This window comes from Curtobacterium sp. MWU13-2055 (assembly GCF_023242305.1).
Classification (GTDB): Bacteria; Actinomycetota; Actinomycetes; order Actinomycetales; family Microbacteriaceae; genus Curtobacterium.
In genome coordinates this window covers 248448-266534 of the sequence record NZ_JALLIO010000002.1, presented here as the reverse complement: position 1 = coordinate 266534, position 18087 = coordinate 248448, and the positions used below count along the sequence as shown (strand labels likewise).

The following is an 18087-nucleotide window of genomic DNA, read 5'->3' as shown; positions in this document are numbered from 1 at the left end:
CGCGGCTGGCGGACGGGAGGCCTGTGGCGGGCTGGCACCGGGCCTCCCGTCCGGCGCGTGCGCGAGATCACGGGCTGGGCGACAGTTCACGGGGTGCGGCGCGCGTGAGGTGTCGCTGGGCACGAAACGTGCGCAGCGCGCAGCGCAGCGCAGCGCGCAGCGCAGCGCAGCGCGGCGCGCAGCGCGTCAGCGCGCGGCGGGCGGCGGCGCGGTGCTCGCCCGCTCCACCAGGCGCACGGGCACCAGGTCGGGGGCGGAGGACACGGACTCGCCGTCGATCTGGGCGAGCAGGTTGGCGACGGCTCGGCGCCCGACCTCGTCGAAGGACTGGTGCACGGTGGTGAGCGGCGGCCAGAAGGAGTCGGACTCGGGGGAGTCGTCGAACCCCACCACACTGAGCGACGACGGCACGGGCCGCCCGAACTCGTGCGCGGCGCGGAGCACCCCGAGCGCGGTCTGGTCGTTGGCGGCGAACACGGCGGTGATGTCCGGGCGTGCGGCGATCTCGAGCCCCGCCGAGTAGCCGTGCTCGGTCGTCCAGTCGCCGTGGAAGACCGGCGGGACGACCCGTCCGGCGCGCTCGAGGGTGTCCTGCCATGCGGCCAACCGGCGTGCGGCGGAGTACGACGAGGTCGGTCCGGCGACGTGCCAGACGGTCTCGTGGCCGAGGTCGAGCAGGTGCTGGGTGGCCTGGCGCGCGCCGTCGGTCTGGTCGGTGTCGATCGCCGGGTGGTCGGTGCTGCCGGTGGAGTCGATGATGACCATGGGCACGCCGTCGGGCAGCACGACCTCGGCCGTGTCGATGATGTGCGACTCGATGATGATCACGACGCCGTCGACGGCCTGTTCGTGCAGGCGGGAGAACGCGGAGCGCACGCCTTCTTCGGTGCGCGAGGCCATCGGCAGCAACGTGATCGTGAAGTCCGCTGCCCCGGCGGCGTCGGCGATCGCCTCGAGCGTGCGCATGTTGCCGAAGGACGCGAGCGTGAACATGATCACGCCGATGGTGCGGAAGCGCCCCGACCGCAGGGCCCGTGCGGCACGGTTGGGCCGGTAGCCCAGGGTGTCCATGGCGCGCTGCACGCGGTCGCGGGTGTCCGGGCTGACGTTGTCGAACCCGCGGGCGACGCGCGAGACGGTCTGCATCGAGACCCCGGCGGCGTCGGCGACGGCGGCCATCGAGGGGGAGCGGCGGGTGCCGGCGGGGGACTCGGTCGTCATCGGCTCGAGCTCCTTCCGTTGCGGGATCACGCAGTCTGCGTTCCCGGACGCTAGCGCATGTTGACGTTGCCATGCTATCGTCCTGACGTTCGATGTTGACGTCAACATCTGCGACCGCCAGAGCGCCCGTCACCGGGCCCGGGTCGCGGCCGAGACACCGGACACCCGAACGCAGCAGACGAAGGAGTCACATGAGCACGCTCGCAGCGCGGCCCGGCGAGGCAGCCGCAGCGCAGCCGGCAGCCCCCCGCCCGGCAGGTCGCCGGACCAAGGCGCGGGGGCGCTACACCGGCTGGCTGTTCGTCGGGCCCTTCGTGGTCGTCCTGATCGCCATGCTCATCGTCCCGATCGGCTACGCCCTCTGGCTCAGCCTGTTCCGCGACCAGCTCATCGGCGGCAACCAGTTCGTCTGGTTCGCCAACTACGTCCAGCTCTTCCAGGACGCCAAGTTCTGGTCCGGCTTCGGTCGGGTCGCGATCTTCCTGGTCGTCCAGGTGCCGATCATGCTCGGGCTCGCCCTCGTCGCCGCCCTCGCACTCGACAGCGCACGGCTCTGGGGCACGTCGTTCTTCCGCATCGCGGTGTTCCTGCCCTACGCCGTCCCCGGTGTCGTCGCGGCCTTGATCTGGGGCTTCATCTACGGCAACCAGTTCGGCCTGACGGGCGCCGCGAACGACGCGCTCGGCATCGACCTCCTGCAGCCGTTCAGCCCGAGCTGGGTGCTGACCTCCATCGGCAACGTGGTCACGTGGGAGTTCCTCGGCTACAACATGCTGATCTTCTACGCCGCACTCCGCACGGTCCCCGGTGAGCTGTACGAGGCCGCCGAGCTCGACGGCGCCGGCCCCCTGCGCACGGTCTTCTCGATCAAGCTCCCGGCCCTGCGCGGCCCGATGGTCATCGCCACGATCTTCTCGATCATCGGCAGCTTCCAGCTCTTCAACGAGCCGAACCTGCTGAAGACCCTGGCCCCGAACGTCATCGGCAGCGCCTTCACCCCGAACATGTACGCCTACTCGCTGTCCTTCAGCGGCCAGCAGTTCAACTACTCCGCCACCGTCGCGATCGTGATGGGCGTGATCACCGCGGTGATCGCCTACGTCGTCCAGGTCCGCGGAACCCGCCAGGAGAACCGATGAGCACCATCCAGCACCCCGCGACCGGCGCCGCCGGACCGGCCACGGTCACGGAGGCGACCACGACGCAGCGCGACCCGCGCACCCGCTCGACCCGGGCCTCCCGGAAGGCCGAGCGGAAGGCCGAGCAGCACGTCGACGGACGCAAGCCGAAGCGTTCCGGCCTGCTGACCGCGGTCATGGTCGTCTTCGTCGTCTACTCGTTCGCGCCGCTGTTCTACCTGCTCGTGAACAGCACGAAGACGCAGGCGTCGCTGCTCTCCACGTTCGGGCTCTGGTTCGGCGGGGACTTCAACCTCTGGCAGAACATCGTCGACACCGTCACGTACAACGACGGCATCTTCCTGCAGTGGTTCGGTAACACGTTGCTCTACGTGGTCGTCGGTGCCGGTGGCGCCACCCTGCTCGCGACCGTCGCCGGCTACGGCATGGCGAAGTTCCAGTTCCCCGGACGCCGCGCAGTGTTCGCCATCGTGCTCGGTGCCATCGCGGTCCCCGGCACGGCCCTGGCGGTCCCGACCTTCCTGCTCTTCTCGCAGGTCGGCCTGACCAACACCCCGTGGTCGATCATCCTGCCGTCGCTCATCAGCCCGTTCGGCATGTACCTGATCTGGACCTACGCGGTCGACGCGATCCCCGCCGAACTCCTTGAGGCCGCCCGCATGGACGGCGCCGGCGAGTTCCGGATCTTCTTCACCATCGCGCTCCGCCTGCTCGCTCCCGGTGTCGTCACCGTCCTGCTCTTCGCGGTCGTCGCCACCTGGAACAACTACTTCCTGCCGCTCATCATGCTGAGCGACCCGAAGTGGTACCCCCTGACGGTCGGACTGAACCAGTGGAACGCCCAGGCCACCGGGTCCGGCGCGCAGCCGATCTACAACCTCGTCGTCACGGGATCGCTCCTCACGATCATCCCGATCGTGGTCGCGTTCCTCTTCCTCCAGCGCTTCTGGCAGTCCGGCCTCGCAGCCGGGTCCGTCAAGGCCTGATCCGTCGGACGGGAGGCCCGTGGCGACCCCGCCCCGCGCCCTCCGGTCCGGAACACAGCAGCCCTACCCCCCTCTCCACGAAGAAGTGAAAGGCACCCCCATGAACAAGCGTCTCCGGCGCGGGCTCAGCGCCCTCGCCATCGGCGTCACCGCCACGATCGCCCTCGCCGCCTGCGCGACCGGCGGCTCGTCGTCCGGTGGCTCGTCCGACGACATCACCAAGGCACTGAAGGACGGTGGCACCCTGACCTACTGGTCGTGGACCCCCTCCGCCAAGGCCCAGGTCGCCGCGTTCGAGAAGCAGTACCCCAAGGTGAAGGTCAAGCTCGTCAACGCCGGCACCGGCGCCGACCAGTACACCAAGCTCCAGAACACCGTGAAGGCCGGCTCGGGCGCCCCCGACGTCGCCCAGGTCGAGTACTTCGCGCTGCCGCAGTTCGCCCTGTCCGACTCGCTCCTCGACCTGTCCGGCTACGGCTTCGACTCGCTCGAGGACAAGTTCGCGAAGAGCACCTGGAGCTCGGTGTCGATCGACGACAAGGTCTACGGCCTGCCGCAGGACTCCGGCCCCATGGCGCTGTTCTACAACAAGACGGTCTTCGACAAGCACGACATCGCCGTGCCGAAGACCTGGGACGAGTACGTCGCCGCCGCGAAGAAGCTGCACGAGGCCGACCCGAACGCCTACATCGCGGCCGACTCCGGCGACGCCGGCTTCACCACGAGCATGATCGCCCAGGCCGGCGGTACCCCGTTCACCACCGACGGTGACAAGGTGACCATCAACCTGCAGGACGAGGGCTCGAAGAAGTGGACGAGCACCTGGAACGAGCTCGTCGAGCAGGGCCTGCTGTCGAAGACCGTCGGCTGGACCGACGACTGGTACAAGCAGCTCGGCAACGGTGAGATCGCCACGATGATCACCGGCGCCTGGATGCCCGGCAACCTGGAGTCCGGCGTCGCCCAGGCCTCGGGTGACTGGCGCGTCGCCCCGATGCCGACCTACGACGGCGGCACCGCCCAGACCGCGAACAACGGCGGCAGCGCCGAGGTCGTCATGAAGCAGTCGAAGAACCCGGCCCTCGCCGCGGGCTTCCTGAAGTGGCTGAACTCGTCGAAGGAGTCGACCGGCGTCTTCATGAAGTCCGGCGGGTTCCCCTCGACGACCGCTGACCTCGACTCGTCGGCCTTCCTCGACGAGAAGCCGTCCTACTTCGGTGGGCAGCAGATCAACAAGGTGCTCGTCGACGCGTCGAAGTCCTCGGACAACGACTTCACCTACCTGCCGTACCAGGTGTACGCGAACAGCGTCTACGCCGACACCGTCGGTCAGGCGTACGAGAACGGCACCTCGCTCGACGCCGGCCTCGAGGCCTGGCAGAAGGCCCTCGCCAAGTACGGCAAGGACCAGGGCTTCACGGTCTCGACCAAGTAGCACCGGTACCAACTCCCCGGGGTCGTGCGGACATCGTCCGCACGACCCCGCTGTCTGAAAGAGTCATCTCATGCGATTCGCCATCGGCGACACCGACTTCCTGCTCGACGGCGAGCCGCACCGCGTGCTGTCCGGTGCGATCCACTACTTCCGCGTGCACCCCGACCTGTGGGCCGACCGGATCCGCAAGGCGAAGCTGATGGGCCTCAACACCATCGAGACCTACGTCGCCTGGAACGCGCACGCGCCGTCGCCCGACGTCTTCGACCTATCGGGCGGGCTCGACCTCGGCCGGTTCCTCGACCTGGTCGCCGCCGAGGGGATGCACGCCATCGTCCGCCCCGGCCCCTACATCTGCGCGGAGTGGACCAACGGCGGTCTGCCGTACTGGTTGTTCGCGGACGGCTCCGTGGGCGTCCGGCGCAACGAGCCCGGGTTCCTCGCGGCGGTCCAGACGTACCTGCAGCACCTGGCCCCCGTGCTGGTCCCGCGGCAGATCGACCAGGGCGGGCCCATCGTCCTGGTGCAGGTCGAGAACGAGTACGGCGCCTACGGCTCCGACCCCGAGTACCTGCGTGCACTCGAGCAGATGCACCGCGACATCGGGCTGACCGTCCCGTTCACGAGCGTCGACCAGCCGATGGGCACGATGCTCGAGGACGGTTCGCTGCCGTCGCTGCACAAGACCGGCTCGTTCGGCTCGCGGTCCGCCGCGCGCCTCGAGCGCCTGCGGCAGGCCCAGCCCACCGGCCCCCTGATGTGCTCGGAGTTCTGGGACGGCTGGTTCGACAGCTGGGGCGAGCACCACCACACCACCTCGGCCGCGGACAGCGCTGCGGACCTCGACGTCCTGCTCGCCGCCGGTGGCTCGGTCAACATCTACATGTTCCACGGTGGCACGAACTTCGGCTTCACCAACGGCGCGAACGACAAGGGCGTCTACCGTCCGATAGCGACGTCCTACGACTACGACGCCCCGCTCGACGAAGCCGGCCGACCGACGCCGAAGTTCCACGCCTTCCGCGCGGTCATCGAGCGCTACGCGCCCGTCCCGCCGCTGCCGGCGTCGATGGAGCCGGGTGGGTCGGGTCGACTCGCGTCCGATGCGGCGGACGGAGTCGGCCTGGAGGCCCGGATCACCCCCGCCACGGACCTCGCCGTCCGCCTCGACCGCGTCGCGTCGCTCCGCTCCCTGCTGCCCACGCTCACGACGTGGTCCGCGCACGACGAGCCGCCGACGTTCGACGCCCTCGGTGCGGCCAGCGGCTTCGTCCTGTACCGCGCCGAGGTCGACCTGCCGACCGGCGGAGTGCTGACCATCGGGGAAGAGGTCCGCGACCGCGCGATCGTGTCCGTCGACGGCGTCGTCGTCGGCGTCCTGGAGCGCGAGCACCACGACCGCGCCGTCGTCCTGCCGCCGGTGACCGGCACGCTCGAACTGCTCGTCGAGGACCAGGGCCGGGTCGACTACGGCATCCGCATCGGCGAACCGAAGGGCCTGATCGGCGGAGTCGCCGTCGACGGTGTCCCGCTGTCGCGCTGGACCGCGGCACCGTTGGCGCTCGACCCGATCGCACCGTCCGCCCTCGAGGCGCTGTCGGCCGTGGAGCCGACGGACGGCGAGGTGCTCGCCGGGCCGACGTTCGCCGCGGGGTCGTTCGACCTCGACGCGGTGGACGACCGCTACCTGGCGCTCGACGGCTTCCGCAAGGGTGTCGCCTGGGTGAACGGGTTCTGCCTCGGTCGCTACTGGTCGCGCGGCCCGCAGCAGACCCTGGCGATCCCGGGCCCGGTCCTGCGCTCAGGCCGGAACGAGCTCGTCGTGTTCGAGTTGCACGCGTCGGCATCCCGCACGGCCCACTTGCTCCTCGAGCCGTCCTTGGGCCACACCGAGGGCTGACGCGGCTCGCCGCGTACCTGGTCGAATCGGGCGTACCTGGTCGGAACTTCCGACCAGGTACGCCCGATTCCGCTTTCCACCGCGGGCGTCATGGGACGTTTCGGACTTCGTGAGTCGCTGCCCACGCCCGCACCTCGAGGAGCGCCTCGTGTCGCCAGCGCCAGAGCGGGGCGAACTTCGTGCCGTCGTCCGCCCAAGCCCGGGTCAGCAGCCAGATCTGCCGTCGGTGGCCGACCCCGCGATCATCGCGCCACTCGACGTACGCGTCGTCGAGCACCGCGGTGATGCCCGCACGCGGTGCGGTCCACGACGACAGGAAGCCGGAGTACCGGAGGGTTTCGTCGGACAGGTGCACGGCGACGCGACGGAGCCTGGCCGTGGCCCAGGTCCCACCGGCGATGAAGGCGACACCGAGGACGAAGACGAACACCCGCGCCGATGCTCCGGGAACGAAGGCCACGCTCGCGAGTGCGACTCCTGTCCCGATCATCACCGGGCCGAACACGATGAGGTTCAGGATGCGATCCAGGCGCGGCGGACGAATCGTCGTCACGGCAGGGCGTCCAGATCGGCGAGTGCCCGCTCGGCGTCGGCGATCCGATCGGCCTCGGGGCGCGTCCACCACTCCGGGCCGCGTTCGCCCAGACCGTGCTTCGCGAGCCCGTTCCGGTGCCGAGCCGCGGCCAGCGCAGCGTCGTCGCCGGCGCGCTTCGCGGTCTTCACCGCGTTGCGCCCGCGCCCCAGGTGGGAGCGGAGCGCGGCCGCGAGTTCCTCGGGCAGGGCCGGGTCGGTGCGGCGCCAGCGTCGGCCGTTCACCACGAAGTAATGGTCGTCGGCTTCGGCGGTCATGCCCCGAGTCTGCACCGTCAGTGGTCCCCGGTAGACAGGAGTCGATGAGCAACGACCGCGCCCGCCCGATGCTCGACGTCCGTCGGATCTACGCCGAGCCCGCTGCCCTCGAACTGCAGCGCGGGCAAGAGGTGATCGGGCGCTGGCCGGACGCCGAGATCGTGCCGGTGGAGTCCCACTGGAACATCCCCGAGGTGCACGGCGACGAGCGCAACGTGCAGCGGTGGGTCCGGATCAAGACCGAGGCGTTGGTGCTCGGCGTGAAGAAGTCGTTGATCACGCGACCGAACGGCCGCTCCGCCGACTTCATCGCGCCCTCGACGGCGAACGGCTGTGCGATGGCGTGTGCGTACTGCTACGTCCCGCGGCGCAAGGGCTACAGCAACCCCGTCACGGTGTTCGCCAACATCGACCAGATCACGAAGCACGTCGCTCGCAACATCGCGAAGCAGGGGCCGAAGACCGAGCCGAACCAGTGCGATCCCGGGTCGTGGGTGTACGACATCGGCGAGAACAGCGACTGCTCGGTCGACGCGATGATCAGCGACAACGTCCGTGACCTGTGCGACCTGTTCCGGATGACCCCGACCGCGAAGGCGTCCTTCGCGACGAAGTACGTCAACCGCGAGTTGCTCGACTGGGACCCGATGGGCCGCACGCGCATCCGGTTCTCGCTCATGCCGCACGACACCGCGAAGGTCACCGACATCCGGACGAGTCCCGTCGCCGAGCGGATCGCTGCGGTGAACGAGTTCGTCGACGCCGGCTACGAGGTCCACCTGAACTTCTCGCCCGTCATCGTCACCCCGACGTGGGAGTCCGACTGGACCGAGCTGCTGCGGCAGGTCGACGACGTACTGTCACCGGCCGCCAAGGCGCAGATCGCGGCCGAGGTGATCTTCCTCACGCACAGCCAACCCCTGCACGAGGTCAACCTCGGCTGGCACCCGAAGGCCGAGGACCTGCTCTGGCGCCCCGACCTGCAGGAGCAGAACGTGTCGCAGAACGGCGCGGTGAACGTCCGCTACCGGTCCGGGATGAAGGGGCAGCTCGTCGAGCGCTTCCGCGAGCTCGTCGCCGAGCACCTGCCGTCCTGTCGGATCCGCTACGCCTTCTGACGGCCGGCGGGCTGGTGGCGCTCCGCCAGGGCCCGACGGACCTGATCGCCGCGCAGGGGGCGTCCGGCCAGCACGCCGCGCGGGACGTCCACCGCCCGGAACCCGTCGAGCACCAGGTCCACCCAGCGTCGGTACGCCTCGGGCGCGACCCGGCCGAAGGTGCGGATCGTCTCCGCGATCGACAGCTGCAGGAGTGCGACGTCGGCCAGCGTGGCGTCGGCGCGGAGGACCGCGGCCGCCTGCCCGGCTGTGAAGAGGGCGTCGATCCCGTCCTGCACGGCGATGCGGAGCCGGAGGAGTTCCGGAGCGTCGCGGTAGTCGGTGGTCATGAGTTCGCTGAACCCGGTGCGGCGCGCCTCGATCGCCGCCGTCTCGCGAACGAAGGTCGCGAAGCCCTCCCACGGGTCCGAGGCGGACAACTCGCGGCAGTGCTCGACGAGGTCGAGCACCTCGTGCATCGGCTCGACCAGGACGGCTTCCCACAGCGCCGCTCGGGTCGGGAAGTGCCGGTACAGGGTCGCGTTGCCGAGTCCCGCTGCGACCGCGATCGGTTCCAGTGCAGCCTGGAGGCCGTGGTCGGTGAACGCGGACCGGGCCGCGTCGACGAGCGCCTGACGGTTCCGGGCGACGTCTCGGCGGGTCATGCACCGAGCCTAGATCGCGTGGCCGGGAATACGGGGAGCAGTCCCCGGTTTGAAACGGGGACAACCATCCGTTTCATCACCTGGAGTTCCCCGTGCACATCGCTGCCGTCGTCCTGTCCCTCGTCCTCGCCGTGGCCCTGCTCGGCTCGGGCGTGATGAAACTCGTCCGCAACCCGAAGATCGTCGCCTCGATGCAGGCCGTCCACGTCACTCCCGCGCAGATGACGGTCCTCGGGGTGCTCGAGGTCGCCGCTGCCGCCGGGCTCGTCATCGGCATCTGGTGGGTGCCGCTCGCCATCGCCGCGGCCATCGGCGCGGTGGTCTACTTCGTCGGCGCCGTGGTGGCGCACCTCCGAGCGCACGACAAGGACCTGCAGGGCGCCGTCGTCCTGCTGGTGCTGTCGGTCGCGACGCTCGTGGTGCTCCTGCTCGCGCTGTAGCCCGCTGTTCCGGGCCGACGACTCAGGGGATGAGTCGGTCGGCCCGGTAGCGCGCGAAGAGGTCGGCGAACGCGCGTTCGGTCCGGCGGAAGGCCGTGAACCCGGCCTCGCGGCTCTTCCCCATGTCGGTGACGACCTCCATCGCGCGACCGAGGTCGGCGTCGGTGTGCCACCACGAGGCGAGCCGTGTGATGTCCGCCTCTGCCAGACCGTGTCGCTCGGCGATGCCGGCCCACTCCGACTCGTACGGCGCCATCTGCTGCTCGAGCGGTCGCGGCTCGTCCTGGTACCCGACCACCCGCGCCGGGTCGACGCCGAGGTGCGCAGCGAGCCGCGGCCACATCCAGCGCCACCGGAAGACGTCGCCGTTCACGATGTTGAAGGCCTCGTCGGCGCCCTCGGGTGCGGTCGCCGCCCACACCATCTGCTCGGCGAGGATCCCCGCCTCGGTCATGTCGGTCAGGCCGTTCCACTGCGCCTCGCTGCCCGGGAACACGAAGTCCAGGTCGAGCTCCTTCGCGAGCGTCGCCTGCACCGCGATCGTCAGGCCCATGTTCATGGCGTTGCCGACGGCGTGCCCGATCACGGTGTGCGAGCGGTGCACCGACCACGTGAAGCCCTGGCGCTCGGCGGCGGCGAACAGCTCGTCCTCCTGCGCGTAGTAGAAGTTCGGGGTGTCCAGGCGGGGTTCTTCCTCGTGGAAGGGCGTGTCCGGCATCTCGCCCGCGGCGTAGGCCTCGAACGGGCCGAGGTAGTGCTTCAGCCCGGTCACCAGTGCGACGTGCGCCAGCGGGGCGTGCGCGAGTGCGGCGAGCAGGTCGCGGACCATGCCGCCGTTCACGCGGATGTTCTCCGCCTCCGTCTCCTGGCGCTGCCACGCGGTGAAGAACACGTGCGCGGGACGCTCGTCGGCCAGCGCGGCGCCGAGGCTGTCGGGATCGCGGAGATCCGCGGCGACGGTCCGGACGTCCTGCTGGGGGAGCGGGCGGCGCGACAGCGCGGTCACGTCCCAGCCGAGGTCGAGCAGGTGGCCCACCAGGGCGGAGCCGGTGATGCCGCTCGCGCCCACGACGAGGGCTCGGGGCTGGGCGGAGGTCGGTTCGGTCGATCCGGTTGCAGTCATCCCCGACCCCAACCGACGGTGCACGACAGGTGTTCCCTCACCGCGGGCGGCGGATGCGGATCGGGCCCTTCGCGGTCGACGGGTCCACGACGGAGCCGCCCTGGGTGATCTCGACCTCGCCGCGCGCCATCATGCGCTGGGCTGCTCGGCGGGCGGGTTCCATGAGCGGGCGCCAGTCGTCCGGTTCGAGCGACCGCGCGACTTCGGACGGGCAGATGCTCGAGGTGCGTGCCCGTGCGGCGAGCAGCTCGTCGATGCGCTGTTCGAGTGCCAGGTCCGTCCGGTCCACTCCGTGGCGGCGGCAGGCACGGGAACACCACTTGGCCTCGGGCGCCGCCGTCGACGGCATCCGACGGCCGCACGACGCACAGGTCCGATCGGCCTGTGCCGACTCCGCCGCCGCAGCGTCCGCTTCCGTCCTGATCGCACGTCCCATGCCCACATCCTCGTCCTGCCGTCCCTGTCCGTTCCCAGCACGGGAGCGCCCAGCACAGGCGCGGCTGGCAGCATCGGAGCGGTGAGCACCGACACCGCACCCTCCCGTCCGCCCGAGCCCGCCTGGGTGCCGCACGTCATGTGGTGGCACGTGTACCCGCTCGGGTTCGTCGGGGCGGACGTCCGCCCGGGAGTGCCGGTCGAGGAGCGCGCCGTCGAGCACCGTCTCGGCCGCATCGAACCCTGGCTCGACCACGTGGTGGACCTCGGCTTGAACGGCCTGGTGCTCGGGCCGGTGTTCGCGAGCTCCACCCATGGCTACGACACGGTGGACCACTTCCGGATCGACCCCCGGCTCGGCGACGACGCCGACTTCGACCGCCTGGTGTCCGCGGCGCACGAGCGGGGGATCCGGGTCCTGCTCGACGGTGTCTTCAACCACGTCGGTCGTGAACACCCGGCGTTCCGGGCGCTCGGAGAAGAGGGACCGGACGCGGCGGCCGCTGACCTGTTCGCGATCGACTGGTCGGGGTGGACGCCGGGGCAGCCGGTTCCCGTCGGGTTGTTCGAGGGACACGACATCCTCGTGGCGCTGGACCACGACAGCCGAGCGACCGAGGACCTCGTCGTCCAGGTGATGACGCACTGGCTGGAGCGCGGGATCGACGGCTGGCGCCTCGATGCGGCGTACGCGGTGCCACCGGCGTTCTGGGCGAGGGTGCTGCCGCGGGTGCGCGAGCAGTTCCCGGACGCGTGGTTCAGCGGTGAGGTGATCCACGGCGACGCGGCGGCGATCGCGCGGGAGTCGACCATGGACTCGTTGACGCAGTACGAACTGTGGCAGGGCATCTGGCACGGCATCGCGGACGGCAACGGCCACGAACTGGCGCACGCGATCGAGCGGCACGACGCCCTGCTCGAGACGTTCGCCCCGACGACCTTCATCGGCAACCACGACGTCACCCGCATCGCGAGCGCCGTGGGGGAGCAGTTCGCCGGGCATGCGGCCGCGGTGTTGTTCACCGTCGCCGGCACCCCGATCGTCTACGCGGGCGACGAGTACGGCTGGACCGGGGTGAAGGAGGAACGCGAGGGTGGCGACGACGCGGTCCGACCGGAGTTCCCGGACACACCACCCGCAGCGGGGGCCCTGACGCACGCGTACGAGGCCCTGATCGCCCTGCGCCGCCGCAACCCGTGGTTGCACCGGGCGCACACCGACGTGGTGCACCTGACGAACACGGCGGTCGTCCTGCGGACCGCGACGTCGGACGCGGCCGTGGTGACCGCCCTGAACCTGTCGGCCGATCCCGTCGAGGTGCCCGCGGCGGATGCGACGCAGGTGGAGGCGGGCGGCGCGGATCTCGGGGACGGAACCCTGCGCCTCCCGGCCCAGGGTTGGGCCGTCGCGTCGCGATCGTGAGCAGAAGAGGTCGGGTCCCCACAGAGGACCCGACCTTTTCTGTTCACCAAGCGACCGCGAACGCGACCGCGGACGCCCTACTTGCGCGCGGCAGCCGCCCGACGCTTGTTGAACACGTCGAACGCGACGGCGGCGAGCAGGACCAAGCCCTTGATGAGCGACTGGTACTCGGTGCCGACGCCGAGGATCGACATGCCGTTGTTGAGCAGCCCGATGATGAGACCACCGACGATGGCGCCGGGCACCGTGCCGATGCCGCCGGTGACCGCTGCGCCACCGATGAACACCGCGGCGATGGCGTCGAGTTCGAAGCCGTTGCCCGCACCGGGTGCCGCCAGGTTGAGCTGACCGGTGAAGACCACGCCGGCCAGGGCCGAGATGACTCCCATGTTGACGAACAGCATGAACGTGACGCGCTTCGTCTTCACGCCGGACAGCTGCGCGGCCAGGGCGTTGCCGCCGATGGCGTAGACGTGGCGGCCGAACACCGCGCTCCGCATGATGACCGAGTAGATCACCACGAGTGCGCCGAGGATGACGAGCACGATCGGGGTGCCGTTGTAGCTCGCGAGCAGCAGGGCCACGTAGACGACCAGCACGACGCCGAAGACGAGCTTCACGATGAACCAGGCGAACGGTTCGCTCTCGAGCTGGTACTTGCGGCGGGTGGCCCGGCCGCGGAACGCCGTGACGGCCATGACGGCCGCGGCGGCGAAACCGAGGATCATCGTGAGCGGCTCGTACCCGGTGGTGCCGAACGACGGCAGGAAGCCGGAGCCGAGGGCACGGAACCCGTCCGGGAACGGCGAGATCTGCTGGTTGTGCAGCACGATCTGCGCCGCACCGCGGAAGGCGAGCATGCCGGCCAGGGTGACGATGAACGCCGGGATCCCGAAGTAGGCGATCCAGAACCCCTGCCAGGCGCCGACGAGCGCACCGACGACCAGGCACAGCACGACGGCGATCGGCCACGGGATGTGCCACTGCGTGATCATCACGCCGGCCATGGCGCCGGTGAAGGCGACGACCGACCCGACGGACAGGTCGATGTGCCCGGCGATGATGACCATCACCATGCCGATGGCGAGGATGAGGATGTAGCTGTTCTGGACGATCAGGTTCGAGACGTTGATCGGGGCCAGGGTGATGCCGTTGGTCGTCACCTGGAAGAAGACGACGATGACGATCAGCGCGATGAACAGGCCGATCTGTCGGAGCTGCCCGGTGAGGTAGCCGGCGGCGGACTTAAGCGCGTTCATTGACAGGGGTCTCCCGTTCCTGGGTCATGTACTGCATGAGGACCTCTGGGGTGGCCTCGGAGCGGGGCACATCGGCGGTGATGGTGCCCTCGGAGAGCGTGTAGATGCGGTCGCAGATGCCGAGGAGCTCCGGGAGCTCCGAGGAGATCACGATGACCCCCTTGCCCTGGTCCGCGAGGCTGTTGATGATCGTGTAGATCTCGTACTTCGCACCGACGTCGATGCCGCGGGTCGGCTCGTCGAGGATGAGCACGTCCGGGTCGGTGTACATCCACTTCGACAGGACGACCTTCTGCTGGTTGCCGCCGGAGAGCTTGCCCGTGATGACGTCGACGTTCGGCGCCTTGATGTTGAGGTTCTTCAGGAACTGCCCGGCGACCGTGGTCTCCTCGGACGCGTTCACGAAGCCCCAGCTGGCGAGCTTGCCGAGCGCCGACCCGGAGATGTTCCGTTTGATGTCGTCGATCAGGTTCAGGCCGTAGCGCTTGCGGTCCTCGGTGACGTACGCGATGCCGTGGTCGATCGCCTGCGACACCGTGTGGGTCTTGATCGGTTCGCCGCGCTTGTAGACGGTGCCGCTGATGCCGGATCCGTACGACCGGCCGAACACGCTCATCGCGAGTTCGGTCCGCCCGGCGCCCATGAGTCCGGCGATGCCGACGATCTCGCCGGCGCGCACGTTCAGGTCGACCTGGTGGATGATCTCGCGCGATCCGTCGAGCGGGTGGTGGACCGTCCAGTCCTCGATCCGCAGGAGCTCCTCGCCGATGTTCGGCTCGTGCTCGGGGTACCGGTTCGACAGGTCGCGGCCGACCATCCCGCGGATGATGCGGTCCTCGGAGACGTCGTCGGCGTGCATGTCGAGCGTCTCGATGGTCTTGCCGTCGCGGATGATCGTGACCTTGTCGGCGATCGCCTTGATCTCGTTGAGCTTGTGGCTGATGATGATCGCCGTCATGCCCTCGGCCTGCAGCGAGCGGATGAGCTCGAGCAGGTGCGCGGAGTCGTCGTCGTTCAGGGCAGCGGTGGGCTCGTCGAGGATGAGGAGCTTGACCTTCTTCGACAGTGCCTTCGCGATCTCGACGAGCTGCTGCTTGCCGACACCGATGTCCACGATCTTCGTGACCGGGTTGTCCTTGAGGCCGACGCGCTGCAGGAGCTCGGCGGCTGCCAGGTTCGTCTTGTTCCAGTCGATGAAGCCGCCCTTGGACCGCTCGTTGCCGAGGAAGATGTTCTCGGCGATCGACAGGAACGGGCTCAGCGCGAGTTCCTGGTGGATGATGACGACGCCAGCGGCTTCGGAGCCGTTGATGTCGTGGAACGCGACGGGCGACCCGTCGAGCAGGATCTCACCCTCGAAGGAGCCGTGCGGGTAGACGCCCGACAACACCTTCATGAGGGTCGACTTGCCGGCGCCGTTCTCGCCGCAGATGGCGTGGACCTGTCCACGCTCGACCTCGATCGAGACGCCCTGCAGGGCCTTCACGCCGGGGAACGTCTTGGTGATGTCACGCATCTCGAGGATCGTGTCCGTCACGTCGACCGCCTTCCGTGGTGCGCGCCGTGGCGCGCGGATGGGGCGGACGGGAGGCACGGGGCGGGGTCGACCCGTGCCTCCTGTCCGACAGGTGGGTTGCGACTACTTCAGGTCGGCTTCGGTGTAGTAACCCGAGTCGACGAGGACTTCCTTGTAGTTGTCCTTGGTGACGACCGTCGGCTGGAACAGGAAGGTCGGGACGACCTTGACCTTGTTGTCGTAGCTCTTCGTGTCGTTGACCTCGGGCTTGTCACCGGTGAGCAGGTCCTCGGCCATGGTGACCGACTGCTTGGCGAGCTTGCGGGTGTCCTTGTAGATGGTCGAGTACTGCTGACCGGCGATGATCGACTTGACCGAGGCCGCCTCGGCGTCCTGGCCCGTCACGATCGGCAGCGGACGGTCGCTGGTGCCGTAGCCGGCACCCTGCAGTGCCGAGATGATGCCGATCGAGATGCCGTCGTACGGCGAGAGCACGCCGTCGAGCGTGGTGCCGCCCGAGTACGACTTCGCGACCAGGTTCTGCATGCGGGCCTTGGCGGTCGCCGGGTCCCACTGCTGCGTGGCGGCCTGCGAGAGCTGGTCCTGACCCGACTGGATCTTCAGCGTGCCGTCCTCGAGGTACGGCTTGAGGGTCTTCATGGCGCCGTTGAAGAAGAAGCTGGCGTTGTTGTCGTCGAGCGAGCCGGCGAAGACCTCGATGTTGAACGGGCCCTTCTCGCCGGTCTTCTCGCCCTTGTCGTCGAGGACGCCGAGGCCGGTGAGCAGGCTCGTCGCCTGGTCGACGCCGACCTTCTCGTTGTCGAACGACACGTAGTAGTCGACGTTCTTGTTGCCCGTCAGCAGGCGGTCGTAGGAGATCACCTTGATGCCGGCCTTGGCGGCGGCGTCGAGCTGGTCGGAGAGGGCTCCGCCGTCGATCGACGCGATGATGAGGACCTTCGCGCCCTTCGTGATCATGTTGCTGACCTGCTGGGCCTGCTGCTGGACCTTGTTGTCGCCGTACTCGAGGTCGACCTTGTAACCGGCCTTCTCGAGGTCGCTCTTGACGGCGTCGCCGTCCTTGATCCAGCGTTCCGAGACCTTGGTCGGCATGGCGACGCCGACGAGGGCGCCCTTGTTGTCGCTGCTGCCGCCGCCGCCGTCGGTGGACGCGCGGCCACCGGCCGAGCAGCCGGCGAGTGCGATCGCGATGCCGAGGGCTGCAACGCCCGCGATGATCCTGCGCTTCGTCATCGAAGTACCTCTGTTCCTCTCGCGTCGTCCTCGACGCGCTCAGGTGCCGGGGCTGCTGTGCCCCGAGGGATGTGCTCGTGTGAGCGCTCACATACTGGGGCTTTCGTAACGGGGTGTCAACTCGGCGTGACCGTTTCGCGATCTTGCCGCGCGGGCCGGACTGCGCGGTACGGTTGGCCTCGTGACGACCACGACCGCCCCAGGGGGCACGGGCGGCAAACGCCGGAAGGCTCCGACGATCTTCGACGTCGCCGAGCGCGCGGGCGTCTCCCACCAGACCGTCTCGCGCGTCATCAACGGCGACCCGACGGTCCGCGACGCCTTCCGCACGCAGGTCACCGACGCCGTCCACGACCTCGGCTACCGACCCCGCGCCGCCGCCCGAGCACTCGCCGGGGGGCGGAGCCGCGCGCTCGGCATCATCACCGCCGGCGACGCGCTGTACGGCCCGTCGAGCACCGCGATCGGCTTCGAACGTGCGGCCCGGTCGGCCGGGTACCACGTGCTGCTCTCCACCCTGCCCGAGGACCCGACGCCGTCCGACCTGTCCGGTGCACTCACGACGCTGCTCGCGCAGGACGTCGCCGCGATCGTGCTCGTCGCCGCGGACAACCGGGTGCTCGACGCCCTCGGATCACTCACCGTGCCGGTCACCGTGCCGGTCGTCGTGTCGAACGCCGTGCAGCGCGACGCCGTGCGGACCCCGGCGGCGTCGACCGTCGCCGCGGTCGCGATCGACCAGGCAGCGGGGACGTCGCTCGTGATGGAACACCTGTTCGCGCGCGGGCACCGGCGGATCGTGCACATCGCCGGCCCGCCCGTCTCGCAGGAGTCCGAGGTGCGTCGCGCCACGTACGTCCGGATCATGCAGGACGCCGGCCTCGAGCCCGTCGTGCTCGACGGCGACTGGACCCCGGGGAGCGGGTTCGCGGCTGCACGGCACATCGACGTGACGGCCGTCGACGCGGTGTTCGCCGGCAACGACCAGATGGCGCTCGGGGTGCTCCACGCCTTCGCCGACGAGGGCCTGCGCGTGCCCGACGACATCGCGGTGGTCGGGTTCGACGACGTGCCCGAAGCCGCGCACTTCACGCCGCCGCTGACCACCGTGCGGCAGGACTTCCGGGCGATGGGGGAGCGGGTGCTCGACACCGTGCGGGCCCTGGTCGAGGGCGAGCCGCGCGACGAGACGCTGCTGGCGCCCGAGCTCGTGGTGCGCCGCAGCGCCTAGCTCGGCGGACCTCGCACGGTGCGAGGGGTGGTGTCGAACGGTGCGAGGTTCCGTGCTCAGTGCGAGCCACCGGGCCTGGCACGGAGTACGGAACCTCGCACCGGAGCGGACCCT

Annotated in this window: 17 protein-coding genes; 8 read left to right on the top strand and 9 right to left on the bottom strand. The window is 69.5% G+C overall.

Going from position 1 to position 18087, the window contains the following annotated elements; all coding sequences use genetic code 11:
* Positions 1-186: 186 nt before the first annotated feature.
* Positions 187-1221: a LacI family DNA-binding transcriptional regulator gene (locus M4960_RS05955; RefSeq protein WP_248703727.1), complete on the bottom strand. Its 1035-nt coding sequence runs from the start codon at positions 1219-1221 to the stop codon at positions 187-189.
* Positions 1222-1412: 191 nt separating this feature from the next.
* Between M4960_RS05955 and M4960_RS05950 the strand changes: the two genes are divergently transcribed.
* The 4 genes from M4960_RS05950 to M4960_RS05935 all read left to right on the top strand — a co-directional run bounded on the left by M4960_RS05950 (position 1413) and on the right by M4960_RS05935 (position 6681).
* Positions 1413-2360 carry a carbohydrate ABC transporter permease gene (locus M4960_RS05950; RefSeq protein WP_111086247.1) on the top strand — a complete coding sequence of 316 codons (948 nt, stop codon included), beginning with the start codon at positions 1413-1415 and terminating at the stop codon, positions 2358-2360.
* Positions 2357-3346, top strand: a complete 990-nt coding sequence (locus M4960_RS05945) for a carbohydrate ABC transporter permease (protein WP_207906668.1) — start codon at positions 2357-2359, stop codon at positions 3344-3346. The genes M4960_RS05950 and M4960_RS05945 overlap by 4 nt, the downstream gene beginning before the upstream one ends.
* 100 nt (positions 3347-3446) lie before the next feature.
* Complete coding sequence (locus M4960_RS05940) at positions 3447-4781, top strand: sugar ABC transporter substrate-binding protein (RefSeq protein WP_173169216.1); 1335 nt, start codon at positions 3447-3449, stop codon at positions 4779-4781.
* Positions 4782-4851: 70 nt separating this feature from the next.
* Positions 4852-6681 (top strand): beta-galactosidase family protein, encoded by a 1830-nt coding sequence (locus tag M4960_RS05935; protein ID WP_248703726.1) that lies wholly within the window; start codon positions 4852-4854, stop codon positions 6679-6681.
* A gap of 88 nt (positions 6682-6769) precedes the next feature.
* On the opposite strand, the gene M4960_RS05930 is transcribed toward M4960_RS05935, so the two are convergent.
* Positions 6770-7234 carry a hypothetical protein gene (locus tag M4960_RS05930; protein WP_123938473.1) on the bottom strand — a complete coding sequence of 155 codons (465 nt, stop codon included), beginning with the start codon at positions 7232-7234 and terminating at the stop codon, positions 6770-6772.
* Positions 7231-7530 (bottom strand): biopolymer transporter Tol, encoded by a 300-nt coding sequence (locus M4960_RS05925; protein ID WP_123938474.1) that lies wholly within the window; start codon positions 7528-7530, stop codon positions 7231-7233. The genes M4960_RS05930 and M4960_RS05925 overlap by 4 nt, the downstream gene beginning before the upstream one ends.
* A 44-nt stretch (positions 7531-7574) precedes the next feature.
* On the opposite strand from M4960_RS05925, the gene M4960_RS05920 reads away from it, so the two are divergent.
* The gene (locus tag M4960_RS05920) at positions 7575-8648 is read left to right on the top strand and encodes a spore photoproduct lyase family protein (protein ID WP_248703725.1); all 1074 of its coding nucleotides are present in this window, start codon (positions 7575-7577) and stop codon (positions 8646-8648) included.
* Here M4960_RS05920 and M4960_RS05915 read toward each other — a convergent pair.
* A complete protein-coding gene (locus M4960_RS05915) occupies positions 8636-9292 on the bottom strand; it encodes a TetR/AcrR family transcriptional regulator (RefSeq protein ID WP_248703724.1) in 657 nt (218 codons plus the stop codon). The two genes, M4960_RS05920 and M4960_RS05915, sit on opposite strands and share 13 nt — an antisense overlap.
* Before the next feature lie 92 nt (positions 9293-9384).
* On the opposite strand from M4960_RS05915, the gene M4960_RS05910 reads away from it, so the two are divergent.
* Positions 9385-9732, top strand: coding sequence for a DoxX family protein (locus M4960_RS05910; protein WP_123938477.1), 348 nt, complete (start codon positions 9385-9387; stop codon positions 9730-9732).
* Between the two features lie 22 nt (positions 9733-9754).
* Here M4960_RS05910 and M4960_RS05905 read toward each other — a convergent pair whose 3' ends face one another.
* On the bottom strand, positions 9755-10855 hold the full coding sequence (locus M4960_RS05905; RefSeq protein ID WP_248703723.1) for an SDR family oxidoreductase: 1101 nt from the start codon (positions 10853-10855) through the stop codon (positions 9755-9757).
* Positions 10856-10892: 37 nt separating this feature from the next.
* Positions 10893-11291 (bottom strand): DUF3253 domain-containing protein, encoded by a 399-nt coding sequence (locus tag M4960_RS05900; RefSeq protein WP_194672108.1) that lies wholly within the window; start codon positions 11289-11291, stop codon positions 10893-10895.
* A gap of 81 nt (positions 11292-11372) precedes the next feature.
* Between M4960_RS05900 and M4960_RS05895 the strand changes: the two genes are divergently transcribed.
* Positions 11373-12713 (top strand): alpha-amylase family glycosyl hydrolase, encoded by a 1341-nt coding sequence (locus M4960_RS05895; RefSeq protein ID WP_248703722.1) that lies wholly within the window; start codon positions 11373-11375, stop codon positions 12711-12713.
* A 77-nt stretch (positions 12714-12790) separates the two neighbouring features.
* Here the strand turns inward: M4960_RS05895 and mmsB are convergent, their stop codons facing one another.
* The 3 genes from mmsB to chvE form a co-directional block, all read right to left on the bottom strand.
* The gene (gene mmsB / locus M4960_RS05890; protein WP_111086259.1) at positions 12791-13972 is read right to left on the bottom strand and encodes a multiple monosaccharide ABC transporter permease; all 1182 of its coding nucleotides are present in this window, start codon (positions 13970-13972) and stop codon (positions 12791-12793) included.
* Entirely contained in the window at positions 13959-15509 is a 1551-nt protein-coding gene (gene mmsA, locus M4960_RS05885; RefSeq protein ID WP_248703721.1) for a multiple monosaccharide ABC transporter ATP-binding protein, read from the bottom strand. Before mmsA ends, mmsB begins: the two co-directional genes overlap by 14 nt.
* A gap of 102 nt (positions 15510-15611) precedes the next feature.
* Positions 15612-16742 (bottom strand): multiple monosaccharide ABC transporter substrate-binding protein, encoded by a 1131-nt coding sequence (gene chvE, locus M4960_RS05880; RefSeq protein WP_248703720.1) that lies wholly within the window; start codon positions 16740-16742, stop codon positions 15612-15614.
* Between the two features lie 181 nt (positions 16743-16923).
* On the opposite strand from chvE, the gene M4960_RS05875 reads away from it, so the two are divergent.
* Positions 16924-17973, top strand: coding sequence for a substrate-binding domain-containing protein (locus M4960_RS05875; protein ID WP_248703719.1), 1050 nt, complete (start codon positions 16924-16926; stop codon positions 17971-17973).
* Positions 17974-18087: the final 114 nt, after the last annotated feature.